Below are 23075 nucleotides of genomic sequence, written 5' to 3'. Positions count from 1 at the left end.
ACCGGGCGACCTGCATGATTCATTATTCACCGTTGAGAGCTAACCTATCATGAGAAATATCAGAATCCTGACCATGAACATCCAAGCGCAAGCCTGGCCCGCAGGCCCTCATAGCGACGCCAAATGGCGCGCTGAAGCGGTGGTAAAAGCGCTCGATCCCGGCAATTTCGCTTTTGACGAGCATCCCGATGTGGTGGTGTTCAACGAAGCGGACAATGAAGATGCAAAAGAGATCCTGGAAAATGGACTGAAGCCTCTCTACCCGCATTACATCGTGTCGTTCAACGGCGGCAGCGGCGATCTGGACGACGGTGGACTGGCAATATTCAGCAAATTCGAGTTGCGCGAATTGCCGCCGTCGGACAACAACTTCTCCAATAACCGCAGCCGGTTTTACCCCTATCAAAGCGGTCTTTTTTACCCGATGAGCGCCGGTAATGACGGTTTGGCGGAAAAAGGCGTGGCCATCGTGCAAATCAGCACGGGATTACACTTTGAAGTCGTGACCATTGCTTTGACGCACTTGCAGGCGTTTTACGAAGAAGTCGGCGAACACCACGTCATCCGCTTACGGCAATTGAAAGTCATCGAAGGCGCGTTGATCGACCTCATCGGCGCACCGGAAGACAACGGCAATTGGGACAAAGTCATCGTGCTGGGCGATTTGAACATCCGTGGCGATACGCCACCCTATTCCACCGAGGGCCACGGTGAATGGACCAACGTGTTCATCAACAACGGCGGCCCGTACAACAATGCTTCCCAAGGCATTCCCTTCAGGCAAAACCAGCTGATTTTCACCGGGCAGCTGATCGACGGCTGGCGCACGCTCATGGCCCCGCCCGGCGCTTTCACAGAAGCCGATCCGGGCTTGACCAACACCAATCTGAAAGAAGGCGAGCATTTACCGGCGGGATTGAAAGAGCGGCTGGATTACATCTGCTTTCCGAAGCAGCGCACCGATGCGATTGGCGAAACGCCCCGCCGCCTGGTCGCGCAGCACATGCGGATTTTGCCGTCGAATTTCTCCGCGCTGGATATGGCGTTTGAACGAATTCAAAGCGACCATCGCGGCATTTTGGCGCAAGTGCATTGGCAATTTAAGTACAACACGCCGAATCAAGCCAAACTGCAAAGCGGCTTTGTGCATTTTCAAGCGCCGGATTCATTGGTCAAAGTCAACATCGCCAACGACCTGAAGATCCCCTCTCCCGGCGTGTTCCAGTGGATTTATATCCACGAACCGGGCACCTACACGTTCACTTACTCACCCAATCTCGAAGCCGCGTTTTATTACGACAACGCTATGTCCACCAAAATTGACCCGTTCAATCAAGTCAAATGGACAGAATTAGGGCTCGACCACGACTGGTTAAACAGTCTACAACACGAATTTCAGCTTTCCGAAACCGGCGATCAGGTCGACGTGCACCGGCCGATGTTCATCCGCCTGAAAGCCGCTGAAAGAGAAGATCAATTCACCGGCAACATCGCTTTTTCCTTCATCAAGCACACCGGGGAAAACCGTTTCCTCGCCATCGGCCTGCAACCGAACGACATTCCCAAAGACCCGCGCTTGCCGGTCGGCCAGAAGAACGGCAAGAACGACGAATGCTGGTTCCGCGCGCCGCTCGCGGAACAACTATTGAGCGGTAATCCTTACCCGGTACAGTTTTACATCCAAAACGATTTTGCACGGAAAATCCGCCTCAGTCTGTTTGAAGGCATCGACGCCCCGGCGGCTTTTGCGCAGGTCACCAACGAAGACCGGCTCACCGTAATCGACTATAATCGCGCCGCCGACATCAAGGATGTTTATATTCTGCTGGAACGCAGCCAGACCACGGACCATGAATTCCTGGCGGGCTATCGCTACAGTATTTCCTACCTGAATCACCTGGAAATCTACAGCATCGAAGACCAAAGCGGCCTCGGCGCGGACGAAATCCACCTCACTATGACCGCCGACGATATGGCGACCAATTTCCTCGACTTCACCGACGAAGATTTCGACGACGACGAACGGCGGATGCTCAACTCGTATTACCCGAAAAACACCGCGTTCAACGACCGGCTCAACATCACCGTGTTTGAACTGGATAGCGGCGAAGACGACGACGGCCCCTTCACCGCCACGATTCCGGCGTTGAAGAAAGGCGAAAACAACCGGGAATCGTCACTCATCATCGAAGCGGAAGGCGCGGAGTATCAGATCAGTTATAAGCTGAGCCGGAATCCGAACCGGTGAAGATGCGATGCGGTGATCATTTTGAAGGCTTGTTTTCAGCTTGTAGGACGGATACTCGGAGGGTGATTCGTCAAATCATGCGGGCGGAATGCTTTCAGCGTCCGCCTTACGCGGTTTCTTACGATAGCAAAAATGGGTGGTGAGTCAAACGTCACCTACAGCGATTTGTTGGACTCCATCAGCAAGATAGCAATCACCAGACTTTTCCCCTTCTTCCAACCAACAAGCCAATCTTTTTCATATGTGCAGCATTTATCTTGCTGGCTTTACTCTTAGTCATCCATTCACAGTTCCCTGGAAAATAGCCTCCTGTCTTGTCCACTCGAGCAAAGGCCATTCCTTTAGCTGGCGGCTGTCCGTTGTCGGCCAGAAACTGATCGAAGTCTCTCCATGCATTAAAAAGCTCGATGCCTACAATGTATTCACTAGACTTTGGGTTGATAACACCATGCACCAGCCTGCTCCAGACTTTATAAGCTGGTGTTTTCACCAAGCTCTCGCCTGGCTTGGCTGGTTGTTTGACGTTTACTCTGCCTTTTCGGATGCGCGCTGCTGCGGCGTAAAGGCTAATTTCACGCGTTTCTGCTACGTATGCCACCGCTGCCTTTATGCTTGGAAAGGTAATGCCATCCACCTTTATTGAACGAGAGTTAGAGCCCCCGCTTGTTCCGCCTGTAGAAATATTGAAACCAGCGGGCACCATAGTGCCCAATTTTTGGATCCACCTTCTTTCTTTGGCTTCAAGACTTCCTTTGCTGCTTCCCGTGTCGATTTGCTCAATGGTGAATTCAGATTCGCCATATTTCCGTATTGCTGCGTGAAGCGATTGCTTATTTTTGATATGCCCAGCTCTCGCTTGGTCCAGGTGATACTCCCAGCGCCGATCCAGCGATTGAACCGTGATGCCAACGTACTTTTTACCAGTGCCCTGGTGAGTTACGATATAAATGATTCCCTCACCGTAGCCTGGATTGGGTACTCGGGAAAAAGCCTTCTCTGCCGAAACGCCGGACTCAATCCATCGCGCAATAGTCGTTGAACTTGCTGGAGGACTAAGAGCCCGAATCGCCTCTTCCAGGTTGGGATAAATATCTCCGTGCACCGTCACACTTCTGACCTTTCGTGAAGCCCTCACGTATCCTTCGCTGAGAATTCGATCCTCGCTCATTCCTGCTTGGCGTCGCTTGAGAGCTCTCCAGTAATCGATCCCCAATTCTTCGCATTTTTGTTTGAACGTTCCGATCTTGCACAAATTCGTGGCGCATTTGGGGCACCCGCTACCTCGCAGGTGGTTGTTTGGACTTTGATGGAATATTCCGTGTTCAGGACAATGAATGATTCCCTTTGTTGTGGTATTTACATACTCAAATTGGTCGTAGCCATACTTTCCACCGTGAACGATCTGAGCTCGCTCGCGAAAACTATCAAGCAAACGAGATTCATTATGCTCGGGCTTTAGATGACCTAGTCCCAGTGCATGCTTGAGGGATTTGCATTTGGGACACCCAACGTGGCCACGTTGATGATTACGAGGCTCCTGTAAAAAAACTAAATCGTGTGCAACACATCGAATTTTAACCTTCTCCCCAAAGGGCGGCAATTCATGGAAAAGACTATAATCGTACCGATCTCCAAAATGCGTTCTGGATCTAGAAACAAAATCTTCTTTCGTTACCTTTTGTGACTCAAAGAAACACTCCTTACAGCCAACTCCGTTGATGTGGTGTCCAGGCAGAATGAGGAACGAACCATGTTTCAGGCAGACCACCTCAACTTTCGCTGTACTGTTCGTGTAGTAGACATTGGAGTAATCGTAGCTGTCGCCATGCACTGCTTGAAATCCTTCTATCACTTCTGTCTGTAATTTCTTACGTGGCACGATGGAGCTAAAATGAAGTTAGATGTTCGAAATGACGTGATATGTTACGTCAAACGTAATCGATAATCCTACAGAAATCATTCTATCTCCCTATTTTTCATAGAATTGTTACATTTTTAGGTTTCATCGCAAGATATTGCCAGAAGGTATTAGATCTCTATTCCTGAATTCCATACCAGCGAAGCATACCCTCCAACCGCCGTCCCGTGCAATGGATCGCCGAATTTGTGGATCAGCACTCACCATATCAACCCCGCTAAAATGCAATAATGCTTCCGTTATGCAATAAGGTGAAAACATGATTACTCTATATGGCATTGAATGGTCACGGGCGAAATATGTCTTGTTCACGCTGGCGGAGCTTGGTCTGGATTTTCAGCATGTGCGGATCAACCCATTCGAGAAAGAGAAAAATGCGCCCGGGTATTTAAAGCTGAATCCGCTGGCACAGGTACCCACCTTGGTCGATGGCGATCTGGTGCTGACTGAAGCGATGGCGATCAATTTCTATCTGTCGAGAAAATACGGTGCTGGGAAGCTGTGGACGGACCGGCTGGAAGACGAAGCGCAAATTTACAAATGGAGCCTGTTTGCGGTCACTCAAATGGAAACTGCCTGCGTGGATCTGATTCTGCACCGGAAGGTTTTCGATGCGAAAGTTAGAAACCCGGACATCATCCAGGCGGCGGAAAAGAAACTGGTGAAACCGCTTGAGGTATTGAACAACCATCTCGCCGGTAAAGATTTTCTGGTGGCCTGCAAATTTACCGTCGCGGATATCAATATGGCAGGGGTTTTGTCTTATGCGCTGGGCGGCGAATTTGATTTTTCGCCCTATCGCCATGTGGTGCGGTATTTGGATGCGATTTTATCGAGACCGGCATGCAGGAAAGCGGGAATTGCCCCCTACAGCGAATCCAAATCTGCGCATCACTAATGGGGATGTAATGCCCGATACAGATTCCTTGCTTCTTCTTCCTTCAGCGTGTCATCAATTTCACGCAGAACGCCTTGCAGGTCGATTGGTTTTTCAATACATTCGAAGTGCCCGGTCAAAACACTGTCCGGATGGAGTTGTCCGCTTTGGTAGAGTGACCATATCTCCATGCCATAACTCGTCGTGAGCAACTCAGGCGCAGATTGGCCGAAATAAACCGCCAAATTCTCGACATCGCGTAGCAGCATTTTGCACGCCTGGTTATTGGCGGCTGCGTCGATCGCTTGCGGCAAATCGATGATCACAGGCCCGTTGCTGTCGACCAGCACGTTATATTCGGACAAATCGCCGTGGATAATCCCTGCACAAAGCATGCGAACCACCTGCGTTATTAGTGCGCGGTGATATTCACGGGCTAACTCGGCAGTCAGCACCAGTTCGCTAAGCCGCGGGGCTGCGTTGCCATTGCTGTCGGTCACCAGATCCATCAGCAATACGCCCTCATGAAAATGATGCGGCTTAGGCACACGCACCCCCGCGGCAGCGAGCCGGTACAGCGCATCCACCTCAGCGCTTTGCCAGGATTCTTCCTGTGCTTTGCGTCCGTAGCGGGTTCCTTTCTCCATGGCGCGAGCGCGACGGCTGTTTTTTACCTTGCGGCCTTCGGTATAGTCCGTGCTTTGGCGGAAACTGCGTTTGTTGGCTTCTTTGTACACTTTCGCGCAACGTATCTCTTCTCCACAGCGAACCACGTAAACCGATGCTTCCTTGCCGCTCATTAATTGACGGATAACTTCATCGATAAAGCCATCCTGGATCAAGGGTTCAATTCTTTTTGGGATTTTCATGGGGGTAAATACTACGCTTATATTTTGAAATTCGGCGGAATGCTTTCAGCTTCCGTTTTACGCGGCTTAATTGAATTGTCAGATCGCGCACATTTCAACCGCGAAATGCCGCTTCAATTGCGGCAATGTCGATTTTCCTCATGGTCATCATCGCATCGAATGCTCGTTTGGCAGCTATGCGGTCAGGGCTGGTAAATGCTTTCGTCAAGGCAACCGGCGTAATCTGCCAGGAGATACCCCACTTGTCCTTGCACCAGCCGCAATCGCTCTCCTGGCCGCCGTTGCCGACGATTGCGTTCCAATAGCGATCCGTTTCACTTTGGTCTTCGGTCGCCACCTGAAACGAAAAGGCCTCGTTATGTGTGAACGCAGGCCCGCCGTTGAGTCCGAGGCACGGGATGCCCATGACGGTGAACTCGAAAGTCAATACATCCCCCTCCCTACCCAAGGGATAATCCCCGGGTGCGCGATGCACCGCGCCGACTGACGAATCGGGAAAGGTCTCGGCGTAAAATCGCGCCGCACCTTCGGCGTCGTTGTCGTACCAGAGGCAGATCGTGTTCTTTGCAATCTTGGTCGTGTCTTATTTCCTTAGAGTTGAGTGGCTCCAGAGTGCACAGAAGGGTAACCCATCGAATCAAAAAAGCGCCAGCCTATCATCCAGTGCTATTATTCGCCCGTTTGGCGGAACACTTTCAGCTTACCCCTTACTTGGGTTATTAGCTCACAAAATCGATATTTAAATGGTATTTTTTTATCAGATCAAAGATTTCTTGACCAGTAATTGATTTAAAGTCATTAGCTTGCTTATCCTTCATTATCTGATTTGCTCTGATTCGAAGCTCTCTATCATCTGAAATCAATGTCATTGCAGGGTTTCTAGATAGCGAATCAATTAATATTTCAATAATATCTGGATCTGCATAAGCACCTTTTTTTGCATTTATATCCATAGGGATGATTTCAATTAAATTTATGTTCTGAAAATATTCAATTCTACTGAGTGCGCATCTTGCTAACTTACTTTTTGGATGCTCATAATCCAGATTTTTTAAGTTTATTATTTCATCGAACTGCACGGATGACATTTTTATACAGCTTGAAAAATTCTGCATTATCCACTCCAATTCTTTAAAGAAATTGTCATATTCTCGGTTCATCCAAATATTAGAATCAACCAGAAGCAGTGATTCAAAACGCTTTTTCCATAACAGCTCAAAATCAGCTATTTCATCTTTTGCTTTAGATAGCTTCTCTTGATCTTCTCGCGCTTTTTGTTCTTTCATTCGCAATTCTTCCTCTTCAAGCTGTTGCCGATCTCTAGCTTTGCTTTCTTCTTGCGCTTCAGAGTAAAGGTCATATGCTTTTTTTGCTCCATATACTGAAACAGCAATGGCGAGACCCCAAGCAATAATTGGTAATGGCATAATGCCTCCTTTAAATTTGAATTAAATACAGTAGAACTAACTACAATTAAATTTCCGAATTAAATCTGCACGTCAAGAGTTATATTCTGATCTTGCAGAAATCATTCGATCTCCTTATTTCTTACAAGACTGTCACCGTTTTAAGTTTCGCTACCAGAAGGTATAGACACATACCCGAAAATTCCAAACTTGCGAAGCATACCTTCCAACCGCCGTTCCGTGCAATGAATCGGCTTATCTATAGATTAACGCCCACCGTACCCCAGCAATTTCATTGAAAAACGTTTAGAATGCGCGCCTCTTTCTTGTAACTATCATCCGCAAGTATCCGTTTTGATTACAACCGCCAATATCACTATGCTATTCGGCGCCAAGCCGCTATTTGAAAATGTTTCTGTCAAATTCAGCGGGAGTTACCACTATGGGTTGATCGGTGCGAACGGTTGCGGCAAGCCGGCGTTCTTGAAGATTCTGGAGGCATTTGGGTGAATGGTTAGGAAAGCTCTGGATAACTTGCATTGTCATTCAGGATGCAGCAGAAATCTTTAATAATCAGTACAATAGATTCTCGATCTGACTCGAAATGACACATGTTCAGGATTTCCTTAAGCACGCTTTGGCAAATCGTGGAGAATCGCAAATTCAATGCGATTAATTGGTCATCGCAGCAGGTTACTCGCCGCCCGATTGTTAACCATATTTTTCTCGTTGATTATCAGCCATCCGGAAACAAGGTATTGGTGAACTCATATTTGTCGGCTCTGTAGTTTTGTTTTTCTTCCTTCCAATCTTTTTGCCTTTCCTTAAGCCTCTTTCCGCTTTCTACCTTCTCGGCTTCTTCCATCGTTTTTGGTATGGGTGTTTTATCTTTCGGGTTCCTTGTTACTTCGGTTGTATCGGCTAATGCATCCGTCACGGTATCCGCGAATTCCGATTTGGCGCTTTCTTTCGCTTCATTGTAGCGTGTTTCACCGGTGGACAATGTCGTAGTTCCCAGCTTATTGGTTCCTGCGGCATTGACCGGTATACTTTCCAGTGCGCGATTCAGGTAATTGCGTTTTTTCGCCACGGTTTCTTTAAATTTGCCTGTCTGTTTCGCAGTTTCCGCTATCACTGGATCGTTGAGGCCGATTTGAAGGGAAAATTTCTCAACCTCATCGATGAAGCCTTGATCGATGGTATCGTCTTCTTTGGTGACCGCAATGCCGACAGTCCCGGGATCGCGGCCGTATAGTCCATCAGTATCGACGGATTTTTCAAATTGATCGGCCCATTTGTCTTCGGCTTCCTGGGGCCAGGCCACTACGTTCCACATATTGTCGGCGCCGCCCCACTCCCGTTTGATCAAATGCGCTCCAATCCATTTAAAACCAGGAGCGATGCGGCTGACATCGGCCGCTTGCGAGGTGCTTCTTCGCTTACCGGCTTCCTTGTCCCCTTCAATGCTGGCTCGCGTGCTGATCACTTCGGTCGCGTTCTCGTCCACACCCACAAATCTTTTAAGAATCTCCGCCTTACGTTCCAAGAAATCTTTTCCCCGGAAATTGTCATCGGTATTATTATCTTTGGTTTTTGTGTAGCTGGAAGGTAAGGGGTACTCTTCGCGAAGCGTCGCCAGCATTGCCCCAACCGCGCGTTTCTTCGCCGACTGACCGTCTTTTTCTTTCCATGGCTTCTCCGCGGTCGTCAACGAAACCCGCTTCTCAATGGAATATTTGGCACGCTGAATTACGCCGTGTGGTTCCGGTTGTTTACGAGAAGTATCACGCCTCATTTGCACCGCATTTTCTCTCGTCTTATCGGCTTCCTGCTCCGATCCCCGGTCGTCATTGGCAAACACTCCATCTTTCATTTGCATCGTTGGTTGCCGGCGCTGAGCCGAGAGAATAGCGCTGCCTTGCATGGCTTCCAGGATCTTACGTTGGGCAAGTTGTTTCGAACTGTTCTTGATCAAGTTTGCCGTCTTACTCTGAGCAAGCTGCCTCGGACTATGTTTGATCGAATCCGCCAATTTGCGCTGAGCGATGCTTTCCGGACGATTGTTTATAAACCGGGCTTCCGGAGGCTTTGAAATAGTGCGAAGTGATTTTGCAGTGGGGTGCTGGTAATGTTCGAGCTGCGCTATTTTGGATGATTTCATGGTGCGTCCTGCCGTATGTACCGGAAAAATAAACCCCGCAAATGCTTAGGGAGAAAGTAGCAGGATCCGCATTAAGTGTCAAACTAAAAACCATGAATAATAAAGCATATGTGTATACTTTTCTGTGTAAATCTTATGAGTTATCACACAGCATTTTAAGTTATTACAATTCCCCATTCTTCACTTGCGAATTCATTCAGCTTTATGGGACGAATAAAGCATTTTGAGCTCGCCTGATGTATGCCAAAACCACTTGTCGCCAGCAGTCCTTGAAGTGACCTCGGAACACGTTGTTCAGGAAGTGATTGCTAATCCCATGCGGAGGCTCCGGAAAGCGTTGCGACAAATCAGGTATGTCCGCGGAGATATACTTAGTGATGCCGGGAGCCAGGAATTTTCTAAGAATTTCAGGATTCTACTGCATTGAAATCTAACTAAAATTGGGCGTTCAGAATGACGTGATCTATTACGTCAAGCATAATAGTTAATCCCGCAGCATTCATTTTATCTCCTTACTTTTTATAAGGTTATCACTGTTTTAAACTTCGCCACAATATTTTGTCAGAAGATCTTAGACCCATACCTCAAAATTCCATGCTTACGAAACATACCCACCCAACCGCCGCATCATGCAATGAGTTAAATTAACTCGTACCATAACCCAGCAATCCCCTTGAAAAACGTTTAGAATGTGCGCCCCTTTCTAGTAACTATCATCCGTAGGTATCCGTTTTGATTACAACCGCCAATATCACCATGCAATTCGGCGCCAAGCCGCTGTTCGAAAATGTTTCCGTTAAATTCGGCGGGGGTAACCGCTATGGATTGATCGGCGCGAACGGTTGCGGCAAGTCGACGTTCATGAAAATTCTCGGCGGCGATCTCGAGCCGACTTCCGGCAATGTCTCGGTCGATAGCGGCGAGCGGGTGGGCAAATTGCGTCAGGATCAGTTCGCGTTTGAAGATTGTCTGGTGATCGATACGGTGATGATGGGGCACGCGGATTTATGGCGCATCAAGCAGGAACGCGACGCGATTTACGCCAACCCGGAGGCGACCGAGGACGATTACATGCGCGCCGCCGAATTGGAGTCCGAGTTCGCCGAGTTGGATGGTTATTCCGCTGAAGCGCGCGCCGGAGAGCTGTTGCTCGGAGTCGGCATCTCCACTGCCCAGCATCAGGGACTGATGAGCGCCATCGCGCCGGGTTACAAATTGCGCGTGTTGCTGGCGCAGGCGTTGTTTTCCAATCCCGACATCCTGCTGCTGGACGAGCCGACCAACAACCTGGACATCAATACCATCCGCTGGCTGGAGGATGTGATCAACGCCAGCAAGAACACCATTATCATTATTTCGCATGACCGGCATTTTTTGAACAGCGTGTGCACGCACATGGCCGATCTGGATTACGGCGAGCTGCGCATCTACCCCGGCAACTACGACGATTACATGACCGCTTCGACCCAGGCGCGCGAACGCATGCTGGCCGATAACGCCAAGAAGAAGGCGCAGATCGCCGACTTACAGTCGTTTGTCAGCCGATTTTCCGCCAACGCGTCCAAAGCCCGGCAGGCCACCAGCCGCGCGCGGCAGATCGAAAAAATCAAGCTGGAAGACGTCAAGCCGTCCAGCCGCCAGTATCCATTCATCCGCTTTGAATTTCACGACAAGGAAAAATTGCATCGCCTGGCCGTTTCCCTTCAAGCCATCGGCAAGCACTTTCCTGGCATGGATAAACCGCTGTTTAAGGATTTAAGCCTAAGCATCGAAGCCGGTGAGAAAGTCGCCATCATCGGCCCGAACGGCATCGGCAAAACCACGCTATTGCGTTGTCTGGCTGGTGATCTCGCGCCGGATTCCGGCGAAATCAAATGGACCGATAAGGCGCGCCCCGGCTATTTCCCGCAAGACCATGCGGCCGATTTTGCGGAAGATTTGTCATTGATGGAATGGATGGATCAGTGGCGGCGAGGCAGTGACGACGATCAAACGATTCGCGGTACGCTCGGCCGATTATTGTTCTCCGGTGACGACACCAAAAAATCCACGAAAGTCATTTCCGGCGGAGAACAAGGCCGCATGCTGTTCGGCAAGCTGATCCTGCAAAAACCGAACGTGCTGCTGATGGACGAACCGACCAATCACCTGGATATGGAATCGATCGAATCATTGAACAGCGCGCTGGAACGATATACCGGCACGCTGATTTTCATCTCCCACGACCGGGAATTCGTTTCCTCGCTGGCTACACGGATTCTGGAAATGACACCGGACGGCATCAACGACTTCAAGGGCGATTACGAGGATTACTTGCGTTCGCAAGGGATTGAGTGACGCTGAAGCCCCTGTAGTCTCTAAGATATTGCTATATATTTCTCTTTGCTGGATTCGCGATGTGCAGATTTATGGAAGAAAGACGGGGAAATTAAAAATAGGCGTTGCGCATTCAAGCATGTTCAGGTTCGCTTCAACTGGCCAACATGGATTGGAGAATCAAATTGATGCGATTGAATGTATTTAGCCGGAATTCTGGATATGGTCATAAAATCCAAGAATTATCTCATGCATGGATAATCTCGCTCTGTCTATTGATGCTATTCCTGGCGCATACCATCGAGAAAGCAGAGGAACAATCGCTATTCATTGATCACGCCGGCAAAAACCAATGCGGGCAAAAATTCTCAATCCAAGGATTCTCTTCCGTTCATTCCGATGATTCGATTATTTTGTACCAGGTGCAGGCCGATTCTTTAATCCAAAGCCCGCGGAAAGGTCAGAAATTCCTCTTTAAGAACTATTACGAACTTAATTTGCATAACATGGTGCTGGATCAACCTATCCATGGGCCCAGCTTGCAATTGGATTTTGAAAGCTTTAAAAAAACAACCGGGATCTCAAAGGAACGAATTAAATCAAATAAAAACCTGGAAGGTTGTTGGTTAAATCGAATACTGATTGATGATATCCAAATCAACTTCAAACCGGTCAATGGTCAGGTCATGACATTAAGTGCAAGCCATGCAAGGATGACATCCGATACAACGAACCTGAAATTTGAACGCAATGTAATTTTTAAATCTTCTCAATGTACAATCTCAGCCGCATTGGCAATTTGGTCAAATAATCATAATGGCTTGTTTTTTCCAGAAGCATATCAACTAAATGGCCATCATCACGGATCCGGTGATTTTTATCGATTCTTGCACGACGGTAGCTGCCAATTGCACGAGATTTCTTCACCAATCGAATACAACGATATTTTGGATGATGTCGAGGTTGAGTTATTTAATCATGTTTTCCAAAAATCCATTTGGTTCTAAGCAACTTTCAGATACGGCAATACAGTACAATGCAGCGTTAACTTTGGTCATTCTATTGATAACTTTTTAATGAGGAGAAAAAATTGTTTTCAGCCATTAGAGAACATCGTTTTTTGAAGCTGTCATTGGGTGCAGTATTGTTTGTCGCAACCATGAAAGCCGCTTACGCGGATGTAGTCGATGTCACACTCGAATGCCCAACAACGATTACCCCAGGAGGCACATTAAATATCAAATTAAATTTGGTGAGTTATGCCGACACCACCATTGCCAAGAGTGGTCTTATTATTCATTTGGGAAATTTGGATGTCAGAGGCCCTTATGTGATTCCAATTTCCGTGAAACTCAATCCATTTGAACGTGTTACAACCGAATATTTGACCACGAAATTTCCAGCTGACGCGCCTAAAGGTATTTTTTCAAATATAGGAGTCGGTGTTTACGGTGCAAATAACAAAAGACTTGGACAAAACTACTGCTTGATAGAAGTGCAGTAAAGATGCAATGACATTACCCGCTAAAGCACGAGCGCAAACGTGCTGGCGGGGTGCGGAGTGATATCCCTTTTGAGTTTCCCCGGCATGGACAAGCCGTTATCGATGGCTTGAGCCTGGACATCGAAGCGGGCGAGAAAGTCGCCATCGTCGGCCCGAACGGTATCGGTAAAACCACGCTGCTGCGTTGCCTTACCGGCGTTTAACTTCGGATTCCGGTGTGATCAAATGGGCGGAAAAACCCGCCCCGGCTATTTATGCGGTCGATTCGCGGAAGAATTGTCATTGACCGAATGGAAGGATCAATGGCGACGGTTAAACGATCCATGACACGCCGGGCCGGTTACTGTTCTCCGCAGCGACGATGTGAAAAAATCTACGCACGTGATTTCTCGCGAAAAACAAAGCCGTATGCCGTTTGGCCAGCGGCTCCTTTAGAAATCCAATGTTTTTTGATGAACGAACCGACCAATCACCACTATCGCTATAGATAAATTTTGCCCTGGTCGCGAATTTTTGTTTGAATCTGAGGCACTACTTTTGGTCTTTAGGAGGAACTCACCCATCGAAGGCAGTTTGGATAATCAGGCAGTGGCACTCAAGGCGGAGAGTACTACGTTGTGGTAAACATCCATGCAAACTTAAATTGGCGAGATGAAGTATAGGGCTCTAAAATCAAAGCCTTTGAACAACAAAAAGACTTGAATTGGCAAACTCTTCACTCAATCAGCTAACTATCACATCTTACTTAGGGTTAATCAATCTTATGAATTATATTTATCAGTCGACTATTTATCACAATTTATCGATACTACTTTTGATTACCAGTTTATCCTTCACTGGAAATACTCAGGCGGGCACTTTCAACTCCGCAACGGGCGAATTATTTCTGCCTCACTTGATAAATGGCACTCAATCGTTATTGAATGCTGTCATAAAATTAAATCCGGATGGAACTTACATCATTCAAAGCGGCATCGAATCGGCACTGCCCTTTGTATGTAGCGGCAATTTCACCAGTGCAACATTGGAACTCATCAAATCTGCCAAAGGTAAAGATGAAGCCAACTCCCTATTAGGATGCCACTGGTACAGCCAACAAAGGTCTTCGTTTAATAATGAGGAAAATGGTCCAGCTTTTTCCTGGCTGGATGCGTCTTGTCAAACACTCTCTGTCGGATTCGATCAATCATCTAACAGCGTTAGTTTCTCATCAGTCGAAAAAAATAAAATGGGATGTAATCTTTACACTGCTTTTTATCCCTACGATATCAGCAAAAAATTGTTTTACATACAATATGTAATAATAGACAATGTTGCTACCGTATCCGATGTTTACATCAAATTCCACGATGGCAATCGATACGAGTTAGTCAGTTATTTAATCACGCCCAATAGCAATCCGCCTACCGTATGCAACCTAATTACAGAAGCGGATTATCATGCCATTAATACATCGATGTCCCCCGATGACATCAGTAATTTATTAGGCTGCCAATGGGGAACGGCTTCAATCTCATCGGATGACCCAGCAAGTTTTGATAGTTATACATGGATTGATCATGAATGGAACCATTTATATTTTTCCCCCAAAGCATCTTTAAGCTCAAAAACCTTCTGGCAATTCAGGATCGGCAATACACCAGACTAGAAAACATTTCATGGCTTCCGTTGTCTTTGGATTTCAGAGGAACGATTCAAGCTGTAACACAGTGTGAATTTTGTCACGATGATCATTGCTCACGCTCGCAGCATCTGCAAAGTTGCTGCCTGTGGGATACCACGTGCTGCACATCATATAGGATCGCTTTGGCTTACCCGCGTTTCAAACCGGCCAATTTTTCAACCGCGACAAAATCAGACAGATCGAATTCATCCCAATTGCCATTCAGTATTAGGTGATGCGAATAAGTCCAGCGTCCGGCTGGGTTGATAATTGTAGGTGACATCAAACGCGGGCGCCAATGACCAGTTAACTTGCTTATCCACCAGGAACGCGATGATTTTGACATGATTGCCCTGGTTGCAGTCGACGACATTGAGCATCATACTCCTGAATTGCTGCCCCACGTCGCGCATGGGCAAATGCAGTCGTTTGATCACCTGCAGCACTTGTTTGTAGCTGTAGGCGCACACCAGATTGTCATCTTAATGTGCCAGAGCGCCCAAAGATTGCATGTGCAATTTGTCACCATCGTCGAGACGATCAAAACGTTTAGTCATGAAATGACGGCGTTCTTTTTCTTCCAGCAAACGGCATTCGTTCATATGGATACCGGCAGCACACGTCATCCGGCAATAGGCATACTCAATCTCACCATAGCCTTTGGGATCTTCCAATTCTTTGTCCTTGTTGCCGCTAGCGCCGTCAAACTTCAGCAAAAAATAACCGAAGTCTTTCAGCACCTTCACCTAGCCGGAGCGCGCTTCGTTGGTTACAGGATTCCAAGTAATCACCTCCTTGGCACCGGCACTACCAGCCAAATTTTGATTTGAAATCTGTTCCAATCCTAATCCCCCCATTTTTAACAGGAGCATGCAGTAGAGAGTTTTAATTTAAAAGCTTCTGCCAACTTCATTGCTGGCGTGATACCTCCAAGTGCCATACTTGGACGTTCATTATTATAAATCCATAACCACTGTGTCGCAGTGAGTTGGGCCTCTTCAATGGTTGCAAATTCATTCATCTCCAACCATTCATGCCGGACGGTCCTGTTATAGCGTTCCACGTAGGCATTTTGCTGTGGCTTTCCTGGCTGGATGTAATCGAGCTGAATACCTCGAGTTTCTGCCCAACAACAAAGCGTGCCACTGATATTCTCCGGCCCGTTATCACAACGAATCTTCCTGGGTTTGCCGCGCCATTCGATAATCCGGTCCAGAGCGCGCGTAACGCGTTCTGATGGAAGCGATACGTCCACTTCGATTCCCAACCCTTCACGGTTGAAGTCATCCAGCACATTGAAGGTTCGAAAAGACCGGCCATTGGTGAGTTGATCAGCCATGAAGTCCATCGACCATGTGTCATTGGGCCGTTCTGGCACAGCTAGCGGCTCCGGCTTCTCCCGCTTTAATCGCTTGCGTGGCTTAATTCGTAAATTCAATTCCAGCTCACGGTAAATACGATACACACGTTTGTGATTCCATCCAAAACCCTTCACATTACGCAAATAAAGAAAGCATAAGCCAAAGCCCCAACGCTTGTGACAAGTCGTCAGGCGTAGTAACCAATCGGCGATTTCTTCGTTCTCATCGTTGAGCGCCGGATGATAACGATAGCAGGTCTCAGAAATGCCAAATGTTGTACAGGCCAAAACGATACTAACGGATTTATCCTGTACTGCCCATTGTGCCATTACTTTGCGCTGTGAGGGCTTTACCACTTTTTTCCAAGTGCCTCCTTCAATAGCTCATTCTGCATCTGGCTTTCCGCATACATCCGCTTTAACCGTTTGTTTTCCTCAACCATCGCCTTCATTTCAGATAGTAAGGCAGCATCCATCCCACCATACTTGCTGCGCCATTTATAAAAACTTGCAGTACTCATTCCATGTTCCCGGCATAAATCAGCCACAGGAATTCCTCCTTCAGCTTGCTTCAATATCTGCATGATCTGGCTTTCCGTAAATCGCTGCTTCTTCATCAGTAAAATTCCTCTTCGTCTAGGATAGAAAATTCTACTGCTTTGCTCGTTCAATTTTTGGGGGGATTACCCAATTCCCTATCATCTTCAACAATATTTTCACAGCAATTCTCATGTGTGACGTTGAGAATGCGCTGTCTATTTTATAGGCAAATGTGTACAATCAGCGGCAATGCCCTTTGTATCCCTGTCCTGCCATTTTCCGGTTTCTTCCATGCCAGCGGTTATCGAGTGAACAGACGGTTGACGTGCCGCTGAAATCTTCCGGTTAGCCTGTCAACCAATCTGGCGCATATTCATATTTTTATAGAGGTTCTATGTGCTGGAGCGGTGAAGCATCTGCTGTGCTTGCGGTGACGGGTCTTGCCAGTACCGCCTATTTTTACCGGAAAGGCGAGTCTGGCGTGTTGTGTGCCGCGCTGGCGTATTTTTCGTTGATGGAATTGTTGCAAGCGTATACCTATACAGTGATCGATCAGTGCGCGGATCCGCGTAATCAGATTGCCACGTTTCTGGGTTACATGCATATCGCTTTTCAACCGTTTTTTGTCAATGCAGTCGCGATGCATTTCATTCCGGACAGTTTGCGCCGCCGCATCGCGCCTGCGGTTTACACCATATGCGCCGCTGCTGCGGTTGTCTTTATGATGCGTATTTATCCATTCGATTGGATGACTTACTGCTTCGATAGAGACTACAACATGACATTTTTCACCAGCGCGAAATACACCATGCCGTTCTGCGGTAAAGAGATTTGCTCGACTTCGGGTGCTTGGCATATCGCCTGGGCCATTCCCGCCAACGGCAATGTGTACATGGCAAATGTTTACGGCTATACCGCTTTTGTACTGCCTCTGTTGTACGGGTCCTGGAAAATGGTGGTGTACCATTTCATCTCGGGACCATTGCTGGCCTATATGACCACTGATGACATGAACGAATGGGCAGCCGTCTGGTGCTTGTATTCCATCGGTTTGCTGTTGCTGATGATTAAAACACCGATCCGGCAATATTTGTATGTGAACAGCTGGTACGGATTACCGTTACCAAAATTTTTGCGCGCATCCTCGCACACTTGAAACTGCCTTAAAACAGCATCATCGCATCAAACGGTTGCGGCTCACTCGCACTGATCTAAGCCCCTCCGTTTCGGACATAACCCTTCTCAATCAAAATATCAGTCTACTTTAGCGCACCGTTTGATCCGGTGCGCTAAAGCTTTTACCTCATTGCATCGTTGTAAACAACGGGTTGTTTCCAGTCTATTTTTCAATTTTAAGGGACGATTGTAATGAAAAATTTTTATAAATCTGTAATGAGCATTCTACTTGTGGCTCCGATATACGCTTCGGCAGCCATCGATCTTGTCACTAACGGAAGCTTTGAAGCCGATTTGCAAGACAATGGCTCATGGAATCTCTATTCAACTTTGATTGGATGGAGCGGCGCTCCGGATATCGAACTGCGCAACAATGTCGCCGGATCCGCTTTTGATGGCTCAAATTTTATCGAATTGGACACAAATTCAAACAGTTCTATTTCTCAGTTATTGATTGGCACGCCTGGCTTGTATCAACTCAGCTTCTGGTTTTCGGCCCGCCCCGGTACCGCTAGTGACACCAACGATTTGTCGTTCACATTGGACGGTTCGGCTCCGGTCACTGTTTTGACCGGTGTCGGTGGAGGAAGCGATCATAATTGGCAAAATTATTCGGCGCTATTTAACTTTGATGGTGAGGCGCTACTGACTTTCAGTGCGGTCGGAAGAAGCGACAGTCTCGGTGGCTCACTCGATATGATTTCAATGACCAGCACGATACCTGAACCGAAAATTGTCGAGATGATACTGGTTGGTTTTTTATTACTGAGCCTTACACTTCGCCGCACCAGTAAAGCTTATTTCTCAAGAAATAAGCTTTAAGTCACCGTAGACGATAGAGATAAGTCGCGGGTCAAAAATATGACCGCATGATTCTTGCTCCGCGACCTTGCAATCAAGAATCCTGCTGTACCTTCCCTGCCAGAATCACCTCGTGTTTAATCCTGGCCAGACCTCAAAAGAACAGCTCCAGCCGTAACGCAGTATAAATATTGGCACCGCATGGAATATGAAACAATAAAAAACCCCGCTGCCGTTAACAGCGAGGTTTTTGTTTGCTGGATAGAGAAATTAACTATTTCTGAATCGTCGACCGGCAAAACTGATAATACCCAGCCCCGCCAGCAACATTGCATAAATTCTCGATCATTTGACCGGATCATATGAGGGAAAGAATCATACTGATGAAGCACTTTCACGCGGCGGAACCGATTTGACTTCCCCTTAAGATGCTTAACTTTGCCAACTGCATTTTTAGTTGCAGTAAACTATCACTCCAATTCCAGCAACTGCAATAACCGCAAAGAGAAAACTTAATAGATTAAAAAAAGAGGCGACAAAACCCAATGTTTTGCCTTTGTATCCGGTTCGGGTTCGAACAATTGAAGATCCCGAACTATGGGGCACAACACGCACTCTGAATCTAGCTATCAATATGCATATAACAAAACCACTGAGTGCAACTACATAAGCGATATTAGTATATGTGCAGAAGTCGGCAGGTAAAGGTAAAGTCATAAACAGAACCCTAAGGTAACCACCGGCACAATTATTATGAGATTTCTCTGAAACATCTTTCTATCCTTATTATTATTCGATCGCGTGTTATACCAGAACGGTAAAACGTTGTCAGTTCCAGAATCAAGAGTATTCAATTCCAACAAAAACCAGCATCGGGTAATGAATCGTAGGTTACCCAAAACATAAACCCATTCACCGTTATACATCCAATCATCACTCTATCACCACCCTCTGCACCAACATCGGCCAAGTCCCTTTCTCAGTCGCTTGCCGGCCATCAAACACCAAATAGCTTTGCCGTCCGTAGTGCGGTAGCGGGCGGATTAGCGCTTCGAGCGATGCGGCATCTTGCGCGGAGATGATGGCGAGTGATGCGCCATCGGCGCGTGCCAATGTCCAGACTTGTGCAGTACCTTTTTTGCCGGTTTCGTCCGGCCGGGCGGGTAGCTGTTTGGCGGCAAGCCAGGCATCGACTTCGGCTTGCAGGCCGATAACCAGCGTCGGTGCGGCGGAGAGCGGATTGCCGGGTGCAACTGTTTCAAGCTTGCGGTCTTGCAATTTGCTGGCGAGTGTTTCGGCAATTTTGCGGACTTCAGGTTGATCGGACAATAACACCGTCTGCGTGGCGGCGTTGACCATCACTTCGCGCAGAATCGGCGGCGCTTCGCCGGGCGCCAAGTGCCGGAACAGACGCAGATCGGGATCGAGTGAAACGGCTAGCGGTTTGTCCGTCAATTTCAGCGTATATGTCTGTTGCGCTTGCTGCACATCGAGCCGGTGGATTGTGCTGCCTTGCTGCGTTTCGACTGCGACCGGAACTTGCAGCTGATACGCCGGTTCGGCTTGTTTCAGCGTGATCGACAATTCATACCCGGAACCCGCCGCCGCGTTTTTCACCTCAGCCAGTTCGATTGCGGGCGCGCCGCTGCGATTCAGCCATTGCGCAAAAAAAGGCCCGAGCGGTTGCCCGGAAACCATTTCAAACATTTTCTGCACATCCAGCCAAGATGTCATTCTAAAGCGCTGCACCTTCCACAACCCCTGGATGCCGCGCTGAAAAAGCGTTTCACCCAGATGATCGCGCAGCATGAAGAAAAACATCGCGGCTTTGTTGTAACCGACAATTTTCGATGCGCCATGCGTGCGCGAGGTAAAAGCCGTCAGCGGCGCATCCTGCCCCGGCTGCAATGCGGCGAAGTCGCGCAGCCAGCTCAAGCGCATGTCGCGCGCGGCGGCGTCGCTTTCCTGTTCTTTGTACGCGTAATCGGCCATGAACGTGGTCAGTCCTTCCGACCAGTTGCCGCTCTTGTAATCCGGATAAACGCCATTGCCCCACCAGTTGTGCAGCACTTCATGGCCAAGCGAAGTACTGCGGATGAATGGCAATTGCAGCACATCGACACCGAGATAAGTCAACGTCGGCATGCCGAAACCGGTCGGCGTGGGACTCGATACGACGCTGAACTCCGTGTAGGGATACTCGCCGATCGAGGATTCGTACAGTTCCAGATAGCGCTTCACGGCGTCGAGATAATCCTTCGACAAACCGCTGATCTGCGGATGAAAGTAGGTACGCAATTGAATCGGCTTGTGATTGATATTTTGATACGTCTGCGTTTCGATCGCGTATGGACCCGCCATCAAATCGATCCCTTCGGCGGGATGCGAGAATTGAAACACCGCCTGATAGTTTTGCGGCGATTCATGTTCTTCGATTAAGCGGCCCGCCACCAAACCTTTCTGGCCGGACGGCAATTCGATGCTGACTTTATAGCGCACCAGCTGCCCAACAACGCGCGGATACCAATCCGAGCTATCCGGCAGGAAAGTACCGGCTTCGCCGCTGACAGCGACCGGCCTGGCCAGCGTCTGCTGGTGGTCGAGTGAGGTATCCAGCGGCGCTAATACGCCTTTCCAGCGAATCAGGAATTGAACCCGGTGCCGGAAAAGAAACGGAATGTTCCAAATATGCGGTTGATTGGCCTGTTCGCGGCCTGCACCCATCGGCCCGTCGTTAGATTCCGCTTGAATCACTTCATACCCTGCGCCCAGCACCAACTGTAATTCTCTCGGTTTATCCACGGTAATGAGGCTTTTCCCCTCAATCGTGCGGTTAACCGGATCGATTTTCACCGTGATGTCGTACTCGACGTCATTGTGTTTGACCGGCACAGGCGCTGATAACGCGGGTTGAACAATAATGCTGGTAAGTAGCAAAAAAAAACAAGTTCTGATGAAAGTGGAAGTAGTCATGGTTATGTTGAAAGAATTAATGCTGCAAGGCCGGAAATTTGGCGATAATCTGCATTTCCTGCTCATCTCGCTTGATTTTGAGCGGCAGCCAGGTTCCCGGCGCTTGGCGCTTTACGATGGTGGTCACGTCTTCCATCGTTTTAACCGGCAGACCGGCCATTTCCAGAATCACATCGGAATCCTGTAACTTAGCGGCATCGGCAATGCTGTTTTTTTCCACTTGCAGTATCACCGCGCCACCCCTGCCCATCTCATAGCGGATACCGAGACGCTGAAACTGCGGCCGGAAAGATTCGGAAACATGCGGCAACACACCGAATACCGCATCGGCCACACCGGCAACCAAGGTCTTGCAGGATTTATCGCTATCCCACGGCAGCAATCCGGCAACGGATTTGATGCCCAAGTCGCGCAATTGATGCGGCACGCCAAAACCGTGCAGCACGTGACCCGTACCCATGACACCGACCACCAGCGGTTTTTCCGCGCCACCGGATTGCATCACGGCTTGTTGCAGAATTTGCGCCATGGCGCGGTCCCACAATTGCTGCCCGCCGATGAAGCGGCGGAAATCCGGATCGTCCTGCGTGGTTTCATTTTTATGTTTGCGGTCGTGCTGTTTATAGATCGGCAGTAAAAAATCGACGTACGCCTGACTGGGCTCCGCCGGACGCGTCAAGCCTTCGCGTTCTTCCACCGGAACACCGTAAAAACCCTTTTCTGCCACTTGGCGACGAAGGCTGGTTTCAATGTTCAGCGCGAGCATCGGAATGCGATTCATGCGGGCAAAATGAAACAACGGCAAATACAGGTTGGCATCGGTATTCCAGACTTGATCCCATTCCGCCGCGCGCAGGAATTCTTTTTCGCTCAATTCACCGGCAATCCATTTATCCAGTGCAGCTTGCACGCGGCGCGGAAACATTTCAAAACCGATCACCATATTCGGACGTTGCGCGTGCAAAGCCGCCAGCGTTTGCAATTGCCAGCGGTGATGATCGGCGTTGATGTGCGTCTCGCCCAGCAACACCACCGAGGCTTTGGCGGCACGCGCGATGACTTCCTGTTGCGAGGTTTTGCCGGAGCCGGGAACAATCCAGTCCCCCAGCGGCACGCAGTTATTCGGCACCGGTTTCTTTGCCGGAGTAATCACCGCAGCCGCAGGATGCATTGCCAGGCTCAGCAGCAAAAAGGTGAGATACAGGAGGCTGTTGCGTTGGGTTATCTTGAAATTTGTCATTTTATTCATTCTTTTAAAGGTTC

Annotated in this window: 17 protein-coding genes and 1 pseudogene; 9 read left to right on the top strand and 9 right to left on the bottom strand. The window is 48.4% G+C overall.

Going from position 1 to position 23075, the window contains the following annotated elements; all coding sequences use genetic code 11:
* The first annotated feature begins 49 nt into the window (after positions 1-49).
* A complete protein-coding gene (locus R2103_RS05330; protein WP_317530467.1) occupies positions 50-2248 on the top strand; it encodes an endonuclease/exonuclease/phosphatase family protein in 2199 nt (732 codons plus the stop codon).
* 193 nt (positions 2249-2441) lie between these two features.
* Here R2103_RS05330 and R2103_RS05325 read toward each other — a convergent pair whose 3' ends face one another.
* Positions 2442-4127, bottom strand: a complete 1686-nt coding sequence (locus R2103_RS05325) for a GIY-YIG nuclease family protein (RefSeq protein WP_317530466.1) — start codon at positions 4125-4127, stop codon at positions 2442-2444.
* Positions 4128-4425: 298 nt separating this feature from the next.
* Between R2103_RS05325 and R2103_RS05320 the strand changes: the two genes are divergently transcribed.
* Positions 4426-5064, top strand: a complete 639-nt coding sequence (locus R2103_RS05320; protein ID WP_317530465.1) for a glutathione S-transferase family protein — start codon at positions 4426-4428, stop codon at positions 5062-5064.
* Here R2103_RS05320 and R2103_RS05315 read toward each other — a convergent pair.
* The 4 genes from R2103_RS05315 to R2103_RS05300 all read right to left on the bottom strand — a co-directional run bounded on the left by R2103_RS05315 (position 5061) and on the right by R2103_RS05300 (position 9479).
* Complete coding sequence (locus R2103_RS05315) at positions 5061-5912, bottom strand: PA4780 family RIO1-like protein kinase (RefSeq protein ID WP_317530464.1); 852 nt, start codon at positions 5910-5912, stop codon at positions 5061-5063. The two genes, R2103_RS05320 and R2103_RS05315, sit on opposite strands and share 4 nt — an antisense overlap.
* Before the next feature lie 94 nt (positions 5913-6006).
* Complete coding sequence (locus R2103_RS05310) at positions 6007-6483, bottom strand: VOC family protein (RefSeq protein WP_317532060.1); 477 nt, start codon at positions 6481-6483, stop codon at positions 6007-6009.
* A gap of 148 nt (positions 6484-6631) precedes the next feature.
* The gene (locus R2103_RS05305; protein WP_317530463.1) at positions 6632-7339 is read right to left on the bottom strand and encodes a hypothetical protein; all 708 of its coding nucleotides are present in this window, start codon (positions 7337-7339) and stop codon (positions 6632-6634) included.
* Positions 7340-8054: 715 nt separating this feature from the next.
* Positions 8055-9479 (bottom strand): hypothetical protein, encoded by a 1425-nt coding sequence (locus tag R2103_RS05300; protein WP_317530462.1) that lies wholly within the window; start codon positions 9477-9479, stop codon positions 8055-8057.
* 732 nt (positions 9480-10211) lie between these two features.
* On the opposite strand from R2103_RS05300, the gene R2103_RS05295 reads away from it, so the two are divergent.
* From R2103_RS05295 to R2103_RS05275, 5 genes are all read left to right on the top strand, one after another.
* A complete protein-coding gene (locus tag R2103_RS05295) occupies positions 10212-11816 on the top strand; it encodes an ABC-F family ATPase (protein WP_317530461.1) in 1605 nt (534 codons plus the stop codon).
* 485 nt (positions 11817-12301) lie between these two features.
* The gene (locus R2103_RS05290; RefSeq protein WP_317530460.1) at positions 12302-12802 is read left to right on the top strand and encodes a hypothetical protein; all 501 of its coding nucleotides are present in this window, start codon (positions 12302-12304) and stop codon (positions 12800-12802) included.
* Between the two features lie 83 nt (positions 12803-12885).
* Positions 12886-13299: a hypothetical protein gene (locus tag R2103_RS05285; RefSeq protein ID WP_317530459.1), complete on the top strand. Its 414-nt coding sequence runs from the start codon at positions 12886-12888 to the stop codon at positions 13297-13299.
* A 50-nt stretch (positions 13300-13349) separates the two neighbouring features.
* Entirely contained in the window at positions 13350-13502 is a 153-nt protein-coding gene (locus R2103_RS05280; RefSeq protein ID WP_317530458.1) for an ATP-binding cassette domain-containing protein, read from the top strand.
* A 560-nt stretch (positions 13503-14062) separates the two neighbouring features.
* Positions 14063-14947, top strand: coding sequence for a hypothetical protein (locus R2103_RS05275; protein ID WP_317530457.1), 885 nt, complete (start codon positions 14063-14065; stop codon positions 14945-14947).
* A gap of 221 nt (positions 14948-15168) precedes the next feature.
* Here R2103_RS05275 and R2103_RS05270 read toward each other — a convergent pair.
* Positions 15169-15702 (bottom strand): annotated as a pseudogene (locus R2103_RS05270) (type II toxin-antitoxin system HipA family toxin).
* Positions 15703-15821: 119 nt separating this feature from the next.
* Positions 15822-16939 (bottom strand): IS3 family transposase gene (locus R2103_RS05265; protein ID WP_411172575.1). Its coding sequence is split into 2 segments (ribosomal slippage): positions 15822-16678 and positions 16678-16939, totalling 1119 coding nucleotides; the frame shifts between segments, so codons are not numbered across the junction.
* Positions 16940-17256: 317 nt separating this feature from the next.
* On the opposite strand from R2103_RS05265, the gene R2103_RS05260 reads away from it, so the two are divergent.
* Together R2103_RS05260 and R2103_RS05255 are read left to right on the top strand one after the other, a co-directional pair.
* A complete protein-coding gene (locus R2103_RS05260) occupies positions 17257-18018 on the top strand; it encodes a DUF5765 domain-containing protein (RefSeq protein ID WP_317530456.1) in 762 nt (253 codons plus the stop codon).
* Positions 18019-18269: 251 nt separating this feature from the next.
* On the top strand, positions 18270-18860 hold the full coding sequence (locus R2103_RS05255) for a pyruvate-binding protein (RefSeq protein ID WP_317530455.1): 591 nt from the start codon (positions 18270-18272) through the stop codon (positions 18858-18860).
* Positions 18861-19772: 912 nt separating this feature from the next.
* Here the strand turns inward: R2103_RS05255 and R2103_RS05250 are convergent.
* Together R2103_RS05250 and R2103_RS05245 are read right to left on the bottom strand one after the other, a co-directional pair.
* Positions 19773-21731 (bottom strand): M1 family metallopeptidase, encoded by a 1959-nt coding sequence (locus tag R2103_RS05250; protein WP_317530454.1) that lies wholly within the window; start codon positions 21729-21731, stop codon positions 19773-19775.
* A 97-nt stretch (positions 21732-21828) separates the two neighbouring features.
* On the bottom strand, positions 21829-23052 hold the full coding sequence (locus R2103_RS05245; RefSeq protein ID WP_317530453.1) for a ChaN family lipoprotein: 1224 nt from the start codon (positions 23050-23052) through the stop codon (positions 21829-21831).
* Positions 23053-23075: the final 23 nt, after the last annotated feature.

This window comes from Nitrosomonas sp. Is24 (assembly GCF_033063335.1).
GTDB lineage: Bacteria > Pseudomonadota > Gammaproteobacteria > Burkholderiales > Nitrosomonadaceae > Nitrosomonas.
Note: the sequence above shows the minus strand (reverse complement) of the source record. Positions and strands in the feature narration are given on the sequence as shown.

Excerpts from the sequence above, each read along its gene's own strand:
- R2103_RS05330 (WP_317530467.1), top strand. The coding sequence starts at position 50 with ATGAGAAATATCAGAATCCTGACCATGAACATCCAAGCGCAAGCCTGG.
- R2103_RS05320 (WP_317530465.1), top strand. The coding sequence starts at position 4,426 with ATGATTACTCTATATGGCATTGAATGGTCACGGGCGAAATATGTCTTG.
- R2103_RS05315 (WP_317530464.1), bottom strand. The coding sequence starts at position 5,912 with ATGAAAATCCCAAAAAGAATTGAACCCTTGATCCAGGATGGCTTTATC.
- R2103_RS05305 (WP_317530463.1), bottom strand. The coding sequence starts at position 7,339 with ATGCCATTACCAATTATTGCTTGGGGTCTCGCCATTGCTGTTTCAGTA.
- R2103_RS05300 (WP_317530462.1), bottom strand. The coding sequence starts at position 9,479 with ATGAAATCATCCAAAATAGCGCAGCTCGAACATTACCAGCACCCCACT.
- R2103_RS05290 (WP_317530460.1), top strand. The coding sequence starts at position 12,302 with ATGGTGCTGGATCAACCTATCCATGGGCCCAGCTTGCAATTGGATTTT.
- R2103_RS05275 (WP_317530457.1), top strand. The coding sequence starts at position 14,063 with ATGAATTATATTTATCAGTCGACTATTTATCACAATTTATCGATACTA.
- R2103_RS05260 (WP_317530456.1), top strand. The coding sequence starts at position 17,257 with ATGTGCTGGAGCGGTGAAGCATCTGCTGTGCTTGCGGTGACGGGTCTT.
- R2103_RS05245 (WP_317530453.1), bottom strand. The coding sequence starts at position 23,052 with ATGACAAATTTCAAGATAACCCAACGCAACAGCCTCCTGTATCTCACC.